General features: G+C 55.2%; 13 protein-coding genes. 12 read left to right on the forward strand and 1 reads right to left on the reverse strand.

Annotated elements, in window-relative coordinates; translation table 11 throughout:
* Positions 1–238 precede the first annotated feature (238 nt).
* From G5574_RS00485 to G5574_RS00520, 8 genes are all read left to right on the forward strand, one after another.
* Positions 239–1,036, forward strand: coding sequence for a GolD/DthD family dehydrogenase (locus G5574_RS00485; RefSeq protein WP_164481853.1), 798 nt, complete (start codon positions 239–241; stop codon positions 1,034–1,036).
* A gap of 54 nt (positions 1,037–1,090) precedes the next feature.
* Positions 1,091–2,026 carry a D-ribose ABC transporter substrate-binding protein gene (locus G5574_RS00490; protein WP_033741095.1) on the forward strand — a complete coding sequence of 312 codons (936 nt, stop codon included), beginning with the start codon at positions 1,091–1,093 and terminating at the stop codon, positions 2,024–2,026.
* Between the two features lie 44 nt (positions 2,027–2,070).
* A complete protein-coding gene (locus G5574_RS00495; protein ID WP_164481854.1) occupies positions 2,071–2,682 on the forward strand; it encodes a DUF2291 family protein in 612 nt (203 codons plus the stop codon).
* Between the two features lie 10 nt (positions 2,683–2,692).
* A complete protein-coding gene (locus G5574_RS00500) occupies positions 2,693–4,219 on the forward strand; it encodes a sugar ABC transporter ATP-binding protein (protein WP_164481855.1) in 1,527 nt (508 codons plus the stop codon).
* 16 nt (positions 4,220–4,235) lie between these two features.
* Positions 4,236–5,303, forward strand: coding sequence for an ABC transporter permease (locus G5574_RS00505; protein WP_164481856.1), 1,068 nt, complete (start codon positions 4,236–4,238; stop codon positions 5,301–5,303).
* Positions 5,304–5,315: 12 nt separating this feature from the next.
* Positions 5,316–6,110 carry an SDR family oxidoreductase gene (locus G5574_RS00510; protein ID WP_164481857.1) on the forward strand — a complete coding sequence of 265 codons (795 nt, stop codon included), beginning with the start codon at positions 5,316–5,318 and terminating at the stop codon, positions 6,108–6,110.
* A 164-nt stretch (positions 6,111–6,274) separates the two neighbouring features.
* Positions 6,275–7,747, forward strand: a complete 1,473-nt coding sequence (locus G5574_RS00515; RefSeq protein WP_164483176.1) for a YchO/YchP family invasin — start codon at positions 6,275–6,277, stop codon at positions 7,745–7,747.
* A gap of 96 nt (positions 7,748–7,843) precedes the next feature.
* Positions 7,844–8,749 carry a bestrophin family protein gene (locus G5574_RS00520; RefSeq protein ID WP_033741099.1) on the forward strand — a complete coding sequence of 302 codons (906 nt, stop codon included), beginning with the start codon at positions 7,844–7,846 and terminating at the stop codon, positions 8,747–8,749.
* 68 nt (positions 8,750–8,817) lie between these two features.
* Here G5574_RS00520 and G5574_RS00525 read toward each other — a convergent pair whose 3' ends face one another.
* The gene (locus G5574_RS00525; RefSeq protein WP_033741100.1) at positions 8,818–9,909 is read right to left on the reverse strand and encodes a porin; all 1,092 of its coding nucleotides are present in this window, start codon (positions 9,907–9,909) and stop codon (positions 8,818–8,820) included.
* 877 nt (positions 9,910–10,786) lie between these two features.
* Between G5574_RS00525 and G5574_RS00530 the strand changes: the two genes are divergently transcribed.
* From G5574_RS00530 to astB, 4 genes are read left to right on the forward strand one after another with little or no spacing between them, the layout of a single operon-like run.
* The gene (locus G5574_RS00530; RefSeq protein WP_058701716.1) at positions 10,787–12,007 is read left to right on the forward strand and encodes an aspartate aminotransferase family protein; all 1,221 of its coding nucleotides are present in this window, start codon (positions 10,787–10,789) and stop codon (positions 12,005–12,007) included.
* A complete protein-coding gene (gene astA, locus G5574_RS00535; protein WP_033741105.1) occupies positions 12,004–13,035 on the forward strand; it encodes an arginine N-succinyltransferase in 1,032 nt (343 codons plus the stop codon). The genes G5574_RS00530 and astA overlap by 4 nt, the downstream gene beginning before the upstream one ends.
* Positions 13,032–14,501, forward strand: coding sequence for a succinylglutamate-semialdehyde dehydrogenase (astD, locus tag G5574_RS00540; RefSeq protein ID WP_164481858.1), 1,470 nt, complete (start codon positions 13,032–13,034; stop codon positions 14,499–14,501). Before astA ends, astD begins: the two co-directional genes overlap by 4 nt.
* Positions 14,498–15,823 (forward strand): N-succinylarginine dihydrolase, encoded by a 1,326-nt coding sequence (gene astB / locus G5574_RS00545; RefSeq protein WP_058708706.1) that lies wholly within the window; start codon positions 14,498–14,500, stop codon positions 15,821–15,823. Before astD ends, astB begins: the two co-directional genes overlap by 4 nt.
* Positions 15,824–15,863: the final 40 nt, after the last annotated feature.

A 15,863-nucleotide genomic window follows, 5' to 3' on the forward strand; every position in this document is an offset into this window, starting at 1 on the left:
GTGTTTTCGAACGAAAATGAATGTGACTTATTGTCGCCTCCTGTCTCTCACCCTGTCACTGTTTGCACCGCCTGTTTCACGGGATCTGTAATCTGGATCACGGGATTTTAACGGGCTGTCGCTGCCTGAAGGGCATTTTCGCGAAATTTGATCTTAGCCACATTAACCATCAATTCGATAGCATATATTTTTGTTCGAAAATGATTGTGGGGAATTAAAAACCTGAGAGGACAGTCGGATGAGCAGTGAATATGACGTTAACCTGCGTTATGGCGTAGACAACAACATGGATCTCAGCGGCAAAGTAGCCGTGGTGACGGGCGGTCTGGGCGGCATTGCCATGGCCAGTAACGAGATGTTGTTGAAGAAAGGGGCTCGCCTGGCGCTGCTTTATCCGCCTTTTGAAGCCGAAAAAGCGGAACACCTGCGTGAGACGTTCGCCGGTCAGCCGGTGCAACTGGTGTGCTGTGATGTGACGGAACCTGCCGACGTTAAACGGGCGTTCGGGGAGGTGGAAAACCACTACGGACATATCGACATTCTGGTGAACTGCGCGGGCTATGTGATGCTCCAGCCGGTGCTGGACACCGAATTTGCGGAATGGCAAAAGCAGATCGCCGTCAATCTGACCGGGCCTTTTCTGTGCTCGCAGGCAGTGGCGAAACGCATGGTCCGGGCTGGCAACGGCGGCAAGATTATTAATATCGCCTCTCAGGCGGCCTCCATCGCTATCGACAACCATGTGGCCTATACCTCGGCGAAAGCTGGCCTGCTGGGTATGACAAAGGTGATGGCGAAAGAGTTCGCCCCGCACCGCATTAACGTCAATACCTTATCACCGACGGTGGTACTGACGCCCATGGGCGAAAAAGCCTGGCGCGGTGAGAAGGGCACAGAAATGAAAAAACTCATCCCCTTAGGCCGCTTTGCCTATACCGACGAAATTGCCGCCGCCGTCCTGTTCTTTGCCAGCAATGGCAGCGACATGATCACCGGTGCTGACCTGATGATCGACGGTGGATTCACCATCTGGTAAGGCGACCGGCCCGTCATCTTTTCCCTGCCACAACGATAATAGCGAGACATCACCATGAAAAAAACGACGTTGCTCTGTACTTCGATTGCCGCCTGCCTGTTTTCCCACGCGGCGCTTGCCGTGGAAAAGGGCACCATCATGATTTTGGTTAACTCCCTGGATAATCCCTATTACGCCTCAGAAGCGAAGGGGGCCAATCTGAAAGCGCAGGAACTGGGCTACAAAACCTCGGTGCTGTCTCATGGTGAGGATGTCAAAAAACAAAACGAGCTGATCGATGCGGCCATCGGCAAAAAAGTGCAGGGCATCATTCTGGATAACGCGGACTCGACAGCCAGCGTCGCGGCCATTAAGAAAGCGAAAGACGCCGGGATACCGGTGGTGTTAATCAATCGCGAAATCCCGGTAGACGATGTGGCGCTGGAACAAATCACCCATAACAATTTTCAGGCCGGTTCGGATGTGGCCAACGTGTTTGTCGAGAAAATGGGTGAGAAAGGCAAGTATGCCGAGCTGACCTGTAACCTCGCAGACAATAACTGCGTCACCCGTTCAAAATCCTTCCACCAGGTGCTGGAACAGTATCCCGATATGCAAAGCATCGCCCGTCAGGATGCCAAAGGCACGCTTATCGACGGCAAACGCATCATGGACAGCATTTTACAGGCCCACCCGGACGTAAAAGGGGTGATTTGCGGTAATGGTCCGGTTGCGCTGGGCGCGATTGCCGCACTAAAAGCGGCAGGCCGCAACGATGTGGTCGTGGTCGGGATTGACGGCAGCAATGACGAGCGTGATGCGGTGAAAGCCGGGACCTTAAAAGCCACCGTCATGCTGCAGGCCCAGGCGATTGCCGCGCAGGGCATGACTGACCTGGATAACTACATCCAGAAGGGCGTCAAGCCGGAGAAACAACGTGTGATGTTCCGCGGCATTTTGATCACGCCAGACAATGCCAAAAACGTACAAGATTTTAACTACAAGTCGTAATTCACGCGTATTGCGCCCGTCTTTACGGGCGCCAGGGAGAATGTATGTACAACCGACTCTGTCTGATACTGGTGGTCGCCGCGCTGAGCGGCTGCCGTATTGTCTCGCAGCAGGAACTGGCCGATCTCAAGAATCCCCCCAATCCGCACATGGCCAACATCCACGCCCTCTGGCAGCAGAAGCTGGTTCCGCAGATCGTCGCTCAGGCCAGACCGTTGGGCGAGTTGATGCAGCGGCTGCAGGCAGAGAAGGATCTGGACAGCGCCTGTAAGGCGCTCGGCTATCGCTCACAAAGCGAAAACCCCTGTGTCTTTAGTGTCAGTGTCAGCGGCGATGTGACGGCGCTGGAGACCACCTCGCGCAACGGCAAAATGAAAGTCAAAGATGCATCGGGTGACACTGTCACTATTCAGACGGGCCCGATTATTCGTGGTACGGCGCTGCGGGATGCGTATAAAGGCATCAGCTATCAGGACTTCAACAATCAGGACCTGTTCAGTGATTTTGGCAAAGCCATTAATCAGCAGGCCGTCAACATGATGAAGGACAGCCATATCAAAACCGGTGATCACGTCCAGGTGGTAGGGGTGTTCAGTAGCTGGGATATTCCGCGCGCCCTTCCTGCTATCACGCCAGCCCAGATTACGCGTCAGTGAGGAGGTGATCATGCCTGAAGCGCAACCGCAAGACGACGTCATTATTGAAACGCGTGGCCTGTCACGCGTGTATCCCGGTGTGACCGCGCTGGATCAGGTCAATTATCGGGTGTATCGCAACAAAGTAAATGTGCTGATCGGGGAGAACGGCGCAGGCAAATCCACCATGATGAAGATGCTGGCGGGGGTTGAAACGCCCTCATCAGGTGAAATCTGGCTGGATGGCAAGCCGGTTACGCTCAGTTCCACTCATCAGGCTGAGAAGTTGGGCATCAGCATTATTTTTCAGGAACTGAACCTGTTCCCCAATATGAACGTGATGGACAACGTCTTTATCGCCAACGAATTCTTTCAGCGCGGCGTCATCAATGAAAAGTACCAGTATCAGCTGGCCCAGGCGCTGCTGGAGCGGCTGGAGCTGGACGTCGATCCCTGTGCGCCGCTGGATGAGTTAGGCATTGGTCATCAACAACTGGTAGAGATCGCCCGGGCGCTGTCAAAGGACACGCGCGTGCTGATCATGGACGAACCCACCAGCGCCCTGAGTCAGTCGGAAGTCAAAGTGCTGTTCAACGTGATTGAGCAACTCAAGCGACGTGGCGTCACCATCATTTATATCTCCCATCGGCTGGAAGAACTGATGGAAATTGGCGACCACATCACCATTTTCCGGGACGGGCGCTTTATTGCGGAACGGGAGGTGCGCGAGGCCAGCGTGCCCTGGATCATTGCGCAAATGGTGGGCGACAAGACAAAACATTTCGACTATCAGCCTGCCGTACAGGGCGAAACGGTACTGAAAGTCGACGGGCTGACGGCGCTGCATCAGAACGGCGGTTACCGCCTGAATGCAGTCAGTTTTAGCCTGCGCAAAGGCGAGGTGATTGGGATTTATGGTCTGCTGGGTGCCGGGCGAACGGAGCTGTTTAAAGGTCTGATCGGGCTACAGCCCTGTCAGGACGGGCATATCTGTCTGGGTGAGCAGCGACTGGATACCTGTAATTTTCAGCAGCGGCTCAGGCGTGGTATTGCGCTGGTGCCGGAGGATCGCAAGGGCGAAGGCATCGTGGGGTTGATGTCGATCACCGCCAACATGACGTTGTCCGATCTCAGCCTGCGCGGGTTTCGACGCGCGCTGGGCCTCGTAAACCCTGAACGGGAGCAGCAGCGGGTGAATGAGATGATTCGGCAACTGGCCATTAAAGTCAGCGACAGCGAACTGCCCATCACCTCGCTGAGCGGCGGCAACCAACAGAAAGTGGTGCTGGGCAAAGCGCTGATGACCGGTCCTCAGGTTGTCCTGCTCGATGAACCCACGCGCGGCATTGATGTGGGCGCCAAAACCGATGTGTACCACCTGATTGGTCAGCTGGCGCAACAGGGGCTGGCGGTCATGTTTTCGTCGTCTGAACTGGATGAGGTCATGGCGCTGGCCGATCGCATTCTGGTGATGGCCGACGGCCGTATTACTGCCGATCTTCCCCGCGCGGATGCCACGCGCGAAAAACTGATTAGCGCATCAACCCCGCAAGCCTGAGGTGCCGGAGAACTCCATGAACCAAAAATATCTGCTTTATATGTATATGCTCAAGGTGCGTACCTTTATTGCCTTACTGATCGTCGTCGGTTTCTTTAGCGTCATGGTACCGAATTTTCTGACGCCCTCTAACGTACTGATCATGACGCAGCATGTGGCGATTACCGGCCTGCTGGCGATTGGCATGACGCTGGTGATCCTGACCGGCGGCATTGATCTCTCGGTGGGCGCGGTTGCCGGTATCTGCGGTATGGTCGCGGGGGCGTTGCTGACCGCAGGCATCCCGTTATGGCACGGGAACCGGCTCTTTCTGAACGTGCCGGAGGTGATTCTGGTGGTAGCGCTGTTTGGTGTGCTGGTGGGCATGCTTAACGGGACGATAATTACCCGGTTGGGCGTCGCCCCCTTCATCTGTACCCTGGGCGTAATGTATGTCGCCCGCGGCGCGGCGCTGCTGTTTAACGATGGCGCGACCTATGCCAACCTGGTGGGCCTGCCTGCGTTAGGCAACACCGGCTTCGCGTGGTTAGGATCGGGCACCTTCCTGGGCGTGTACATTCCGATCTGGCTGATGATCGGCTTCCTGCTGCTTGGCCTTTATCTCACCCGTAAAACGCCGCTTGGTCGCTACATCTATGCGACGGGCGGCAATGAACCGGCCGCAAGGCTGGCCGGTGTGCCGATTATCAAAGTGAAAGTATTCGTCTATGCCTTTTCGGGCCTGTGTGCCGCACTGGTCGGCCTGATCGTTGCCTCCCAGTTACAGACTGCGCATCCGATGACCGGCAATATGTTTGAAATGGATGCTATCGGTGCCACGGTGCTGGGCGGTACCGCGCTGGCGGGGGGACGCGGTCGTCTCTCCGGCTCAATCATCGGGGCCTTTGTTATCGTCTTTCTGGCTGACGGCATGGTCATGATGGGCGTCAGTGATTTCTGGCAAATGGTGATCAAGGGCGTGGTGATAGTGACCGCCGTGGTGATTGACCAGTTCCAGCAGCGCCTGCAGAGCAAAGTGATACTGCTGCGTCGTCATGAAAAAAAGCAGCCGGTCACGCCACGGGCTGATATCAGTCATGGATAACAGGGAAGCAGCATGAACTGCAATTTTAGTGGAAAAACCGTGGTGATCACCGGTGCCTGCCGCGGGATTGGTGCCGGCATCGCCGCCCGCTTTGCCCAGGACGGCGCAAACCTTGTGATGGTCTCCAACGCTGATCGGGTATTTGCCACGGCCGACAGTCTTCGCGCCACCGGGGCCGCTATCCTGGCCCTGCAGGCGGATGTCACGGATGAAGCGCAGGTACAACGCCTGTACCGGCAGGCCGCAGAACGTTTTGGCGGCATTGACGTGTCGATTCAAAACGCAGGGGTTATCACCATTGATGCGTTTGATGCGTTGCCGAAAAGCGATTTCGAGCGCGTGCTCGCCGTCAATACCACCGGTGTCTGGCTGTGCTGTCGTGAGGCGGCCAAATACATGGTGCAGCAAAACGGCGGCAGCCTGATCAATACGTCCTCCGGCCAGGGACGCAAAGGCTTTATCTACACGCCGCATTACGCCGCCAGTAAAATGGGGGTAATCGGTATTACACAAAGTCTGGCACTGGAACTGGCGCGCTGGAACATTACCGTGAATGCGTTTTGCCCGGGCATTATTGAAAGTGAAATGTGGGATTACAACGATCGGGCCTGGGGAGCCATTCTCAGCAGCGATAAGAAAACCTATGGCAAAGGCGAGCTGATGGCGGAGTGGGTCGACACGATTCCGTTGAAGCGCGCCGGACAGCCGCAGGATGTGGCCGGGCTGGTGGCGTTTTTGGCCTCGGATGATGCGCGCTATATTACCGGGCAAACGATCAATGTGGACGGCGGATTGATTTTCTCCTGATCTTTTCCCCGGCGCGTTACGTCGGTGAGGGGTTATCTTAACCCCGTTTCATGCGGGGTTTGCCGCTTCGCTGAGCACAAATATCGCTTCAAATCATTAATCTGGGTCACATTATGCTAAAATAGTCTGCGCTGGTTTTGTCATTCTCGTTGAGAAACCACCTGATAATGTTTATGCCCGGACCTGATGATGTGATTTACAGACCTGTTCTTCTCGCGTTGACTGTCATGACGGCCATCGCCGCCGCCCCTGTTCGTGCGCTGCAAGCCGACAGTCAGATTCCTGCCACCCCATTTGGCGATCCCGCTCGTTTCCGGCAGTCGCTTGACGATCTTCCGTCGCTGGGGCATGTCGAGGAGGATCATCAGTGGAGTGAAAAACTGGCGAAGGCGGCGAAAAGCATTGCAGAAGCCAGTGAAAGCAGCAGCGATGTGACCTTTGGTCAGCAGGCCGGGCAGTGGGCGTTTAATCATCTGCGTGACGAAGTTGCGACGCGGGTGGAAACGGAAGGGCAGTCGCTGCTCTCTCCCTACGGCAATGCAGAATTCGACCTGAAAGTCGACATGGACGGCAATTTTGACGGGACCGGCGGTAATCTGTTTAGTCCGCTGGCCGATGAAAACCGCTATCTGACGTTTAGTCAGCTTGGTCTGCACGATACGGTGGAAGGGGTGGTCGGTAATGCGGGACTGGGCCAGCGCTGGGATCTGGGCAACTGGCTGTTAGGCTACAACAGTTTTATCGATCGCAGTTTTCGCAGCGGCCTCCAGCGCGCATCGGTGGGAACGGAAGCCTGGAGCAACAACCTGCGGCTCTCCGCTAATTACTATCATCCGCTTTCAGGATGGCGCAATCGTGACAGCAGCCAGCAATACCGCATGGCCGAAGGTTACGACATCACCACTCAAAGCTATCTTCCTTTTTACCGTCAACTGGGCGTGTCATTCAGTTATCAGCAGTATCTGGGTGAAAAGGTTGATCTGTTTAACAGCGGTAATCGTTACCACAATCCGGCGGCACTCTCGCTCGGGCTGTCTTACACGCCCGTGCCGCTGGTGACCTTCACGGCCAGCCACAAAACCAGCAGTGCCGGCGAGACCCAGGATCAGGTTGGGCTGAAACTGAATTATCGTTTTGGCGTGGCTTTAAGCCGCCAACTGGATGCCAGTAACGTCGCCGAGATGCGTTCGTTGCGTGGCAGTCGCTACGATACCGTCACGCGCAGCCAAACGCCGGTAATGGCTTACCGGCAGCGCAAAACCCTCTCCGTGTTTCTGGCGACGCCGCCATGGCAGCTCAATCCGGGCGAGAGCGTTCCACTTAAGCTGCAGGTACGCGCCAGTCATGCGATTAAGGGGCTGAGCTGGCAGGGCGACACGGCGGCGCTGAGTCTGACTGCTCCTCCGAACAACAGTGCAACGGACGGCTGGAGCGTGATTGTGCCGCCGTGGGACAGCACGCCAGGGGCCAGCAATACTTACCATCTGTCGGTTACGGTCGAAGACAGTAAACAACAGCGCGTCACGTCCAACTGGATCATCCTCAGGGTCCAGCCGCCGTTGTCGCTGGATGAGCCGCCCGCGGAACAGGCGGAGGCGCGCTCGCCGGTTACCGATCCGCTGAGCTTCAGCGACTAACGTCACAATAAAGTGTGATTTTTGTCACACTTTTTCACTGGTAAAAGCACACGCACACTCGCAGAATCGGCAAAAATACCCATTCATCTGCACACCATGATTCTTCGACCACCTAACCATTGGTTTATCCGCCTGTTTGCCTGGCATGGCTCTGTTCTGCCCGATATCCTGTTCCGCCTGTTTCTTAACCTGTTAATGTCGCTGCTCGCCCTGGCGTTGCTGGACTGGTATGAAACCCTGGGCATTAAGCTCACGCTGGCGCCGTTCAGCCTGTTGGGCGTCTCCATCGCTATCTTTCTGGGTTTCCGTAACAGCGTTTGCTATGCGCGATTTAGCGAGGCCCGCCTGTTACTGGGGGCGTTGCTGATTGCCTGCCGTAATATTTTGCGTCAGGTTATTGCCTTCTGTCCGGCAGATGCGGAGCGGGTGCAGGCCATGCTGCTGGCATTCTGTGCCAGTCTGAAACATCAACTCCGTCATACGGATGCACGTGACGACCTGACGCGCCTGCTGGGCAGCGAGGCCGAGGTGCTGCTGGGCCAGCACTCGGCGGCAAATATGCTGCATTTGCAATTGTCGCAGTGGCTGGCAAAGCAGCGACAAATAGGGGTAATCAGCGATATTGTCTGGAGCACGATTGACAACAACCTCAACCAGATTGCGGCAGTGCTGGGAGGATGTGAACGGCTGGCCAGCATGCCGGTGCCGTTTGCCTATGGCTTGCTGCTACGGCGTACCGTTTATCTGTTTTGTGCGTTGCTGCCGTTTGCGCTGGCGCCGGACCTGCATGCGATGACGCCGCTGGTGTCGATGTTTATTTCCTACACTTTTTTGTCACTCGATACGCTGGCGGAAGAGCTGGAAATGCCGTTTGGCTATAAGAATAACCATCTGCCGATGGATGCTATCTGCATCAACATAGAAATCAATTTGCGGGAAATGTCGGGAGAGAAGGATCTGCCCCAACCGATGCAGCCGGACTGTCACTATCGCCTGAGCTGAGAGGACGGGGTAAAGAGAAACGGCCCGTCAGACACAGGCCGGGCCGTTTAACAATGAGGGGGTAACGCTTAGAACTGGTAGACCAGACCTACCGCTGTAATGTCATCTGTTGCCAGACCCAGCGGATTATTTTTCTTCAGCAGGTTAATACGGTATTCGCCGTACACCGACATGTTTTTATTGAAGTAGTAAGTTGCACCCACAGAAGAGTATTTATACAGATCGGCATCACCGATGCCTTCAATGTCTTTGCCTTTTGAGGTGACGTAGCTTAATGAAGGGCGTAAGCCATTCAGGAACTGGTATTGCGCAACAAACTCCATGTTCTGTGCTTTGTTAGCGAAACCGGTCGCACTGGAAGGCATCGGTGTGGCGTTAAGCGTTTCACCGTACATTGCTGCCAGATAAATCTGGTTAGCATCATACTTAACAGATGTTGCCCATACCTGTCCTTTGTCACCGCGACCAAAAGTCGCTGCGTTTTGTGCCTGAGTACGTTGCAGGCTTGAGTAAGCGCCAGCAAAACTCAAACCAAAATCAAAGTCATATGAGGTAGATAAAGCAAAGCCATCGCCATTCGCACGGCTCACCTGCAGACCGGCATTGTTGGTCGAGGTACGATCGTTCTTACCTTCGTACTGTGCCGCAATGTTCCAGCCCTTCACCAGACCAAAGAAGTCTTTATTGCGCCAGGTCAGTACACCACCTGAGCGAGCAGTCAGGAAGGCGTCGTTATAGGCAGAGTCTCCACCCCATACCGGCAACATATCGGTGTAGCTTAATGCGTCATAAACCAGACCGTAGTTACGGCCGTAGTCCAGTGAACCCAGTTCGCCATATTTCAGCCCGGCATAACCCAGGCGGGTTTTGTTACCGGTGTTGGCATCTGCACCTTCAGAGTTTTTGACGCTGAACTGGTACTGCCAGAAACCATAGCCAGTGAGTTGATCGGTGATGGCGGTTTCGCCTTTAAAACCGATGCGGGCATAGGAAGTGAGATCGCCATTATTTGACGGATCATCTGAAAAATAATGCGAAACGTTAACCTTGCCTTGTAAATCCAGCTTATTTCCGTCTTTATTATAAATTTGTGCGGCCTGAGCAGTCGGCAGGCCGATCAGTAACGGCATTAATGCCGCCACTAAAGTGCGCTTCATCATTTATTATTTACCCTGTGGTTGTCTTATTATTTGCCCCTCTGGTGGGGTGAAAAGAAAATGACACAAATTGTTAATCCAGCCTAGCGCAATAAGTGTAACCAAATGTGTATTTCAGGGAACTAAACGATAAAAACGCTTTTGCTGACTGGCTTGTGGCCGGTATCATTGTTTTTTCTTATGAATTATCTGGCAATAAAAAGAAGAAAATATCATATATAACAATCATTTGATTTATATCATTAACGTGCCCTGTTCAGACCAGTAAAAAAACGAAAGCGCTAGCGACCGTGGTGAAATAATCAACCTTTTATGACTAAAAAATAATCTAAAAAGGACAGGTTCCATATCATTAGTCTGCGTAGTAATTGTAATTCTGGCCTGGTACAGGTTATTAAATTCCTGATAGTCACCCTGGAAATAAAATAAAAAAACAGATGAATAATTATAAATTATGAAACCAGGAGTGATTTATTCCAGTTCATTCTTTTGTCTTTTATTTGAGTTAATTCATCCCGGTCATAATAGTTTTCTTTTGTTTTGCACAACAACCATGCAAGCGCCCCATTGTGAGGCGCACTTTGCACGCTTTTAAACAAATAATTTATCAGCGATCACAAAAGCAATATTTCATATCGCCGTTGCATAATTCCGCTTTAAAAAACGCTACTATCCCGTCTCCCTCAGACTATTATTCACTATTTATGCATTTTAAGTGAATAGATTCTGAACGTAAGTTATTGATAATTGGTTATGCGCTCCATTTTATGCATTTTAGTCCTTGGCTGGCACGCTATCTGCAATCTATCGTAGGACGAGTCTTTACATTCTTAACATTTAACAAACAAACAGATTACCCCTGGGGTACAGGAGAAGGACTATGCCACTGCAGGTTTCGCGTCATGATTTTGATCACTGGATGATGCCGGTTTATGCACCCGCCAGTTTTGTACCGGTCCGCGCAGAGGGCTCAACCGTCTGGGATCAGCAGGGAAAAGATTATATCGATTTCGCCGGCGGTATCGCCGTTAATGCGCTGGGCCATGCGCATCCCGCGCTTCAGCAGGCGCTTCAGGAGCAGGCTTCACGTCTGTGGCATACAGGCAATGGATACACCAATGAACCCGTTTTACGTCTGGCGAAACACCTGATCGATGCCACCTTTGCTGACCGTGTGTTCTTTTGTAACTCCGGGGCAGAGGCAAACGAAGCGGCGCTGAAGCTGGCCCGAAAAGTGGCACATGACCGGTTTGGTAACCATAAAAGCGGCATCGTCGCATTTAAAAATGCCTTTCATGGCCGCACGCTGTTTACCGTTTCTGCGGGAGGGCAGCCTGCCTATTCCAAAGATTTTGCGCCACTTCCGGCAGATATTCAGCACGCGGAATTTAACGATCTTGCGTCTGCTGCCGCACTGATTTCCGATCAGACCTGTGCCGTCATTGTCGAACCTGTTCAGGGGGAAGGCGGTGTTGTTCCGGCAGAGCCCGCGTTTCTGCGCGGCCTGCGTGAACTGTGCGATAAACATCAGGCCTTGCTGATTTTCGATGAAGTGCAGAGCGGCGTTGGCCGGACCGGCTCGCTGTACGCCTATATGCACTATGGCGTGACGCCGGATGTCCTGACCAGTGCCAAGGCGCTGGGCGGTGGGTTTCCCATCGGTGCCATGTTAACGCGTGAAGACCTGGCGCAGGTGATGGGCGTGGGCACGCATGGCACAACCTATGGCGGTAATCCCCTGGCGAGCGCGGTGGCAGGGAAAGTCATGGAACTGATTAACCGGCCTGAAGTGATGGACGGCGTGAAGATGCGCCATGACTGGATTGTGGCGGCGCTGAATGACCTCAATCAACGTCTGCATCTGTTTAAAACGGTGCGCGGGTTAGGGTTATTGATTGGGGCCGTACTGAACGACGACTTTGCGGGGAAAGCCAAACAGATCAACCTCGCCGCCGCTGAACAGGGCGTTATGGTACTGATCGCCGGGGCTAACGTGGTGCGTTTTGCGCCGGCGCTGAATATCAGCGAACAGGAAGTAAAGACCGGTATGGCGCGCTTTGCCCAGGCCTGTGAACAGCTGTTTAAGGGCCAGGCATCATGATGGTGATTCGTCCGGTCGAGCGGGATGATCTGAGTCAGCTGATGGCACTGGCGGCAAAAACAGGCGGCGGACTGACCTCCTTGCCGGTTGACAGCGCCACGCTACAGGCCCGAATCGAACGCTCGCTGCATACCTGGCAGGGCACGCTGCCGCGTGCTGAACAGGGCTATGTGTTTGTGCTGGCTGACAGCCAGGACAATCGCGCGGTGGGGATCTGCGCCATTGAGGTGGCTGTAGGTCTACAGGAACCCTGGTACAACTTTCGGGTCGGCACACAGGTGCATGCCTCAAAAGAGCTGAACGTGTACGCCACGTTGCCGACACTGTCATTAAGCAATGACCATACAGGCAGTAGCGAACTCTGCACGCTGTTTCTGGATCCCGACTATCGTGACGGTAAAAACGGTTATCTGTTATCGAAGTCCCGTTTTCTGTTTATGGCGAACTTTCGCGACTGCTTTATGGCGCGGGTGGTTGCCGAAATGCGCGGCGTCAGCGATGAACAGGGGCATTCCCCGTTTTGGGACAGCGTGGGCATTCACTTTTTCTCGATGGAATTTCGCAAAGCCGATTTTCTGAGCGGTACCGGGCAGAAAACGTTTATTGCGGAACTCATGCCCAAGCACCCGCTTTATCTGCACTATTTAACCCCGGAAGCGCAGGCCGTCATTGGTCAGGTCCATCCTAAAACCGCGCCTGCACGGGCGGTACTGGAGGCGGAGGGTTTCCGCTACCGCCAGTATATTGACATCTTTGATGGCGGGCCGACGCTGGAATGTGACATTGATGACATCCGCGCCGTGCGGGACAGTCGGTTACTGACGGCACGAAAAGGCGAGGCCCGGCAGGATGCGCCACTTTGTCTGGTCGCCAACACCGATTATCACCGGTTTCGTGTCGCACTCATACCGGTCGATCCGAGCGCTGAACATATTCAGCTTAATGACGAACAGTTACAGGCGTTGCAGTGCCAGCCGGGTGACAGCCTGCGCGTAGTGACGCTGTGTAGTGAGGAGAAAAAGGCATGACGCACCTGATTAACGGACAGTGGCTCGCTGGCGAGTCAGATCACTTTTCCAAACAGGACCCGGTCAGCGGCGACACGCTGTGGCAGGGGTGCGCGGCTTCATCGGAGCAGGTTACAGCGGCCTGCCAGGCGGCCCGGTCGGCCTTTCCGGCGTGGGCAAGACAGCCTTTTGCCGCCCGTCAGGCCATCGTTGAACGTTTCGCGGTACAACTCGAGAACCATAAAACCGCCCTGGCCGACTGCATTGCGCAGGAAACGGGGAAACCGCGCTGGGAAGCGCTGACGGAAGTGACCGCGATGATCAACAAAATTGCGATTTCCGTTAAAGCCTATCACGCTCGCACCGGGGAGCAGCAACAGGGCGAAAATGCCCTGCGTCATCGTCCTCATGGCGTGCTGGCGGTATTCGGCCCGTATAATTTCCCGGGCCATTTACCGAATGGTCACATTGTGCCCGCCTTGCTCGCCGGTAACTGTGTGGTGTTCAAACCCAGCGAGCTGACGCCGGCCACCGCTGAGAGAACGGTACAGCTGTGGCGGGAGGCGGGCCTGCCAGATGGCGTCATGGGACTGCTGCAGGGCGGACGTGAAACCGGCCAGGCGCTGGCGGCTGAGCAGGGCATTGACGGCCTGCTGTTTACCGGTAGCGCACATACCGGTTATCAGCTTCATCGCCAGTTTGCCGGGCAGCCTGAAAAAATGCTGGCGCTGGAAATGGGCGGTAACAATGCACTGATCGTGGACGATCCCGCGGATATCGACGGGGCGGTGCATATCGCCATTCAGTCAGCCTTTATCACGGCAGGCCAGCGTTGTACCTGCGCGCGCCGCTTACTGGTCAAACGGGGCGCGGCCGGTGATGCCTTCCTGACACGGTTGGTTGAGGTGGCCGGGCGGTTGCAACCCGGCGCCTGGAACGCCGATCCGCAACCTTTTATGGGCAGCGTGATCTCCTGCGCCGCTGCCGAAAAAATTTATGCCGAATGGCAGCAGCGCGTCGCAGCGGGCGGCAAGATACTGCTGGCAATGCGCTGGCCCAACCGGCAACAGGCGCTGTTAACGCCCGGCATTATTGACGTGACCGCGGTAGACAATTTGCCGGATGAAGAAGTATTTGGCCCGCTACTGGCGGTGATGCGTTACGACGATTATCCGCAGGCGATTCAACTGGCTAACCAGACGCGTTACGGCCTGGCGTGCGGGTTAATTTCACCTTCCCGCGAGCAGTTTGACCAGCTGTTGCTGGAAGCGCGTGCCGGTATTGTGAACTGGAATAAGCCGCTGACTGGCGCTGCCAGTACGGCACCGTTTGGCGGGATTGGCGCCTCGGGTAACCATCGCGCCAGCGCCTGGTATGCCGCAGACTATTGTGCCTGGCCGATGGCCTCGCTGGAATCGCCGCAGCTTACGCTTCCGGCAACACTGTCACCGGGCCTGGATTTTTCACCGCAAGGAGGTCGTCCATGAAAGCCACAGAAGCCAACTTTGATGGGCTGGTCGGACTGACGCACCATTACGCGGGGTTGTCATTCGGTAACGAAGCCTCGACGCGCCATCAACACCAGCCGTCGAATCCGCGGCTGGCGGCAAAGCAGGGCTTACTGAAAATGAAAGCGCTGGCCGACATGGGATTTGTTCAGGGCGTGATCCCGCCGCATGAGCGGCCCGGCATTGCCGTGCTGCGTCAGCTGGGTTTTAGCGGCAGCGATGCGCAGGTCCTGGAAAAAGCCCATAAAACGGCCCCCGCGTTACTGTCAGCCGCCAGCTCGGCCTCGGCGATGTGGGTGGCCAATGCGGCAACGGTATCACCCTCAGCCGACAGCGCTGACCGTCGGGTGCATTTCACCGTCGCGAATCTCAACAACAAATTTCACCGTTCCATTGAAGCCCCGCAAACGGCCGCTCTGCTGCGAGCGCTGTTTCGCGATCCGCGACATTTTGTTGTGCATGATGCGCTACCGCAGGTGGCCAGGTTTGGCGATGAAGGGGCGGCCAACCATAACCGTCTGGGCGGCGACTATGGTGACGCGGGTGTACAACTGTTTATCTATGGTCGCGACGGCCAGTCTGATACGGCCCCCCGACGCTACCCGGCCCGGCAAACCCGTGAAGCCAGTGAAGCGGTCGCCCGCCTGCATCAGCTCTCGCCTGAAAAAGTCATTTTTGCGCAGCAAAATCCGGCGGTCATCGATCAGGGCGTTTTCCATAACGATGTCATTGCCGTGAGCAATCAGCAGCTGCTGTTTTGCCATCAGCAGGCTTTTGTTGATCAGCCCGGTTTACTGGCGCAACTGCGCGACCGTGTGCCGGGTTTTGTCGCCCTGGAGGTGCCAACAGCCCGGGTCTCCGTGCAGGATGCCGTCAGTACCTACCTGTTTAACAGCCAGCTGCTGACGCGCCCGGATGGCAGCATGATGCTGGTGCTGCCGGAAGAGTCGCGCCAGCATCCCGGCGTCTGGGAATACCTGCGTGAACAGGTGGAAGGCGGCGGTCCGTTACAGTCCCTGCAGGTGTTTGACCTGCGGGAAAGTATGCACAACGGTGGCGGCCCCGCCTGCCTGCGGTTGCGCGTGGTATTAACCCCCGAGGAGCGCCAGGCCGTTAACCCGGCGGTGCTGATGAACGATCACGTGTTCGCCACGCTGAACCGGTGGGTCGATAAGCACTATCGCGACAGGCTGACGCAAAGCGATTTAGGCGATCCGCAATTACTGGAAGAAGGGCGGGTTGCCCTTGATGAATTGACCAGGCTGCTAGACTTAGGAAATGTGTATACATTTCAGCAGTGAAGCAGGTGGTGCCGTCAGGGTTGCCCGCTTCCGCTTTTAA

The organism is Pantoea stewartii (assembly GCF_011044475.1).
Lineage (GTDB): Bacteria > Pseudomonadota > Gammaproteobacteria > Enterobacterales > Enterobacteriaceae > Pantoea > Pantoea stewartii.

What these genes read in the sequence shown, in the direction of transcription:
- G5574_RS00495 (WP_164481854.1), top strand. Translation starts at nt 2,071, where the DNA reads ATGTACAACCGACTCTGTCTGATACTGGTGGTCGCCGCGCTGAGCGGC.
- G5574_RS00485 (WP_164481853.1), top strand. Translation starts at nt 239, where the DNA reads ATGAGCAGTGAATATGACGTTAACCTGCGTTATGGCGTAGACAACAAC.
- G5574_RS00525 (WP_033741100.1), bottom strand. Translation starts at nt 9,909, where the DNA reads ATGATGAAGCGCACTTTAGTGGCGGCATTAATGCCGTTACTGATCGGC.
- G5574_RS00510 (WP_164481857.1), top strand. Translation starts at nt 5,316, where the DNA reads ATGAACTGCAATTTTAGTGGAAAAACCGTGGTGATCACCGGTGCCTGC.
- G5574_RS00500 (WP_164481855.1), top strand. Translation starts at nt 2,693, where the DNA reads ATGCCTGAAGCGCAACCGCAAGACGACGTCATTATTGAAACGCGTGGC.
- astB (WP_058708706.1), top strand. Translation starts at nt 14,498, where the DNA reads ATGAAAGCCACAGAAGCCAACTTTGATGGGCTGGTCGGACTGACGCAC.
- G5574_RS00530 (WP_058701716.1), top strand. Translation starts at nt 10,787, where the DNA reads ATGCCACTGCAGGTTTCGCGTCATGATTTTGATCACTGGATGATGCCG.
- G5574_RS00505 (WP_164481856.1), top strand. Translation starts at nt 4,236, where the DNA reads ATGAACCAAAAATATCTGCTTTATATGTATATGCTCAAGGTGCGTACC.
- G5574_RS00490 (WP_033741095.1), top strand. Translation starts at nt 1,091, where the DNA reads ATGAAAAAAACGACGTTGCTCTGTACTTCGATTGCCGCCTGCCTGTTT.
- astA (WP_033741105.1), top strand. Translation starts at nt 12,004, where the DNA reads ATGATGGTGATTCGTCCGGTCGAGCGGGATGATCTGAGTCAGCTGATG.
- astD (WP_164481858.1), top strand. Translation starts at nt 13,032, where the DNA reads ATGACGCACCTGATTAACGGACAGTGGCTCGCTGGCGAGTCAGATCAC.
- G5574_RS00520 (WP_033741099.1), top strand. Translation starts at nt 7,844, where the DNA reads ATGATTCTTCGACCACCTAACCATTGGTTTATCCGCCTGTTTGCCTGG.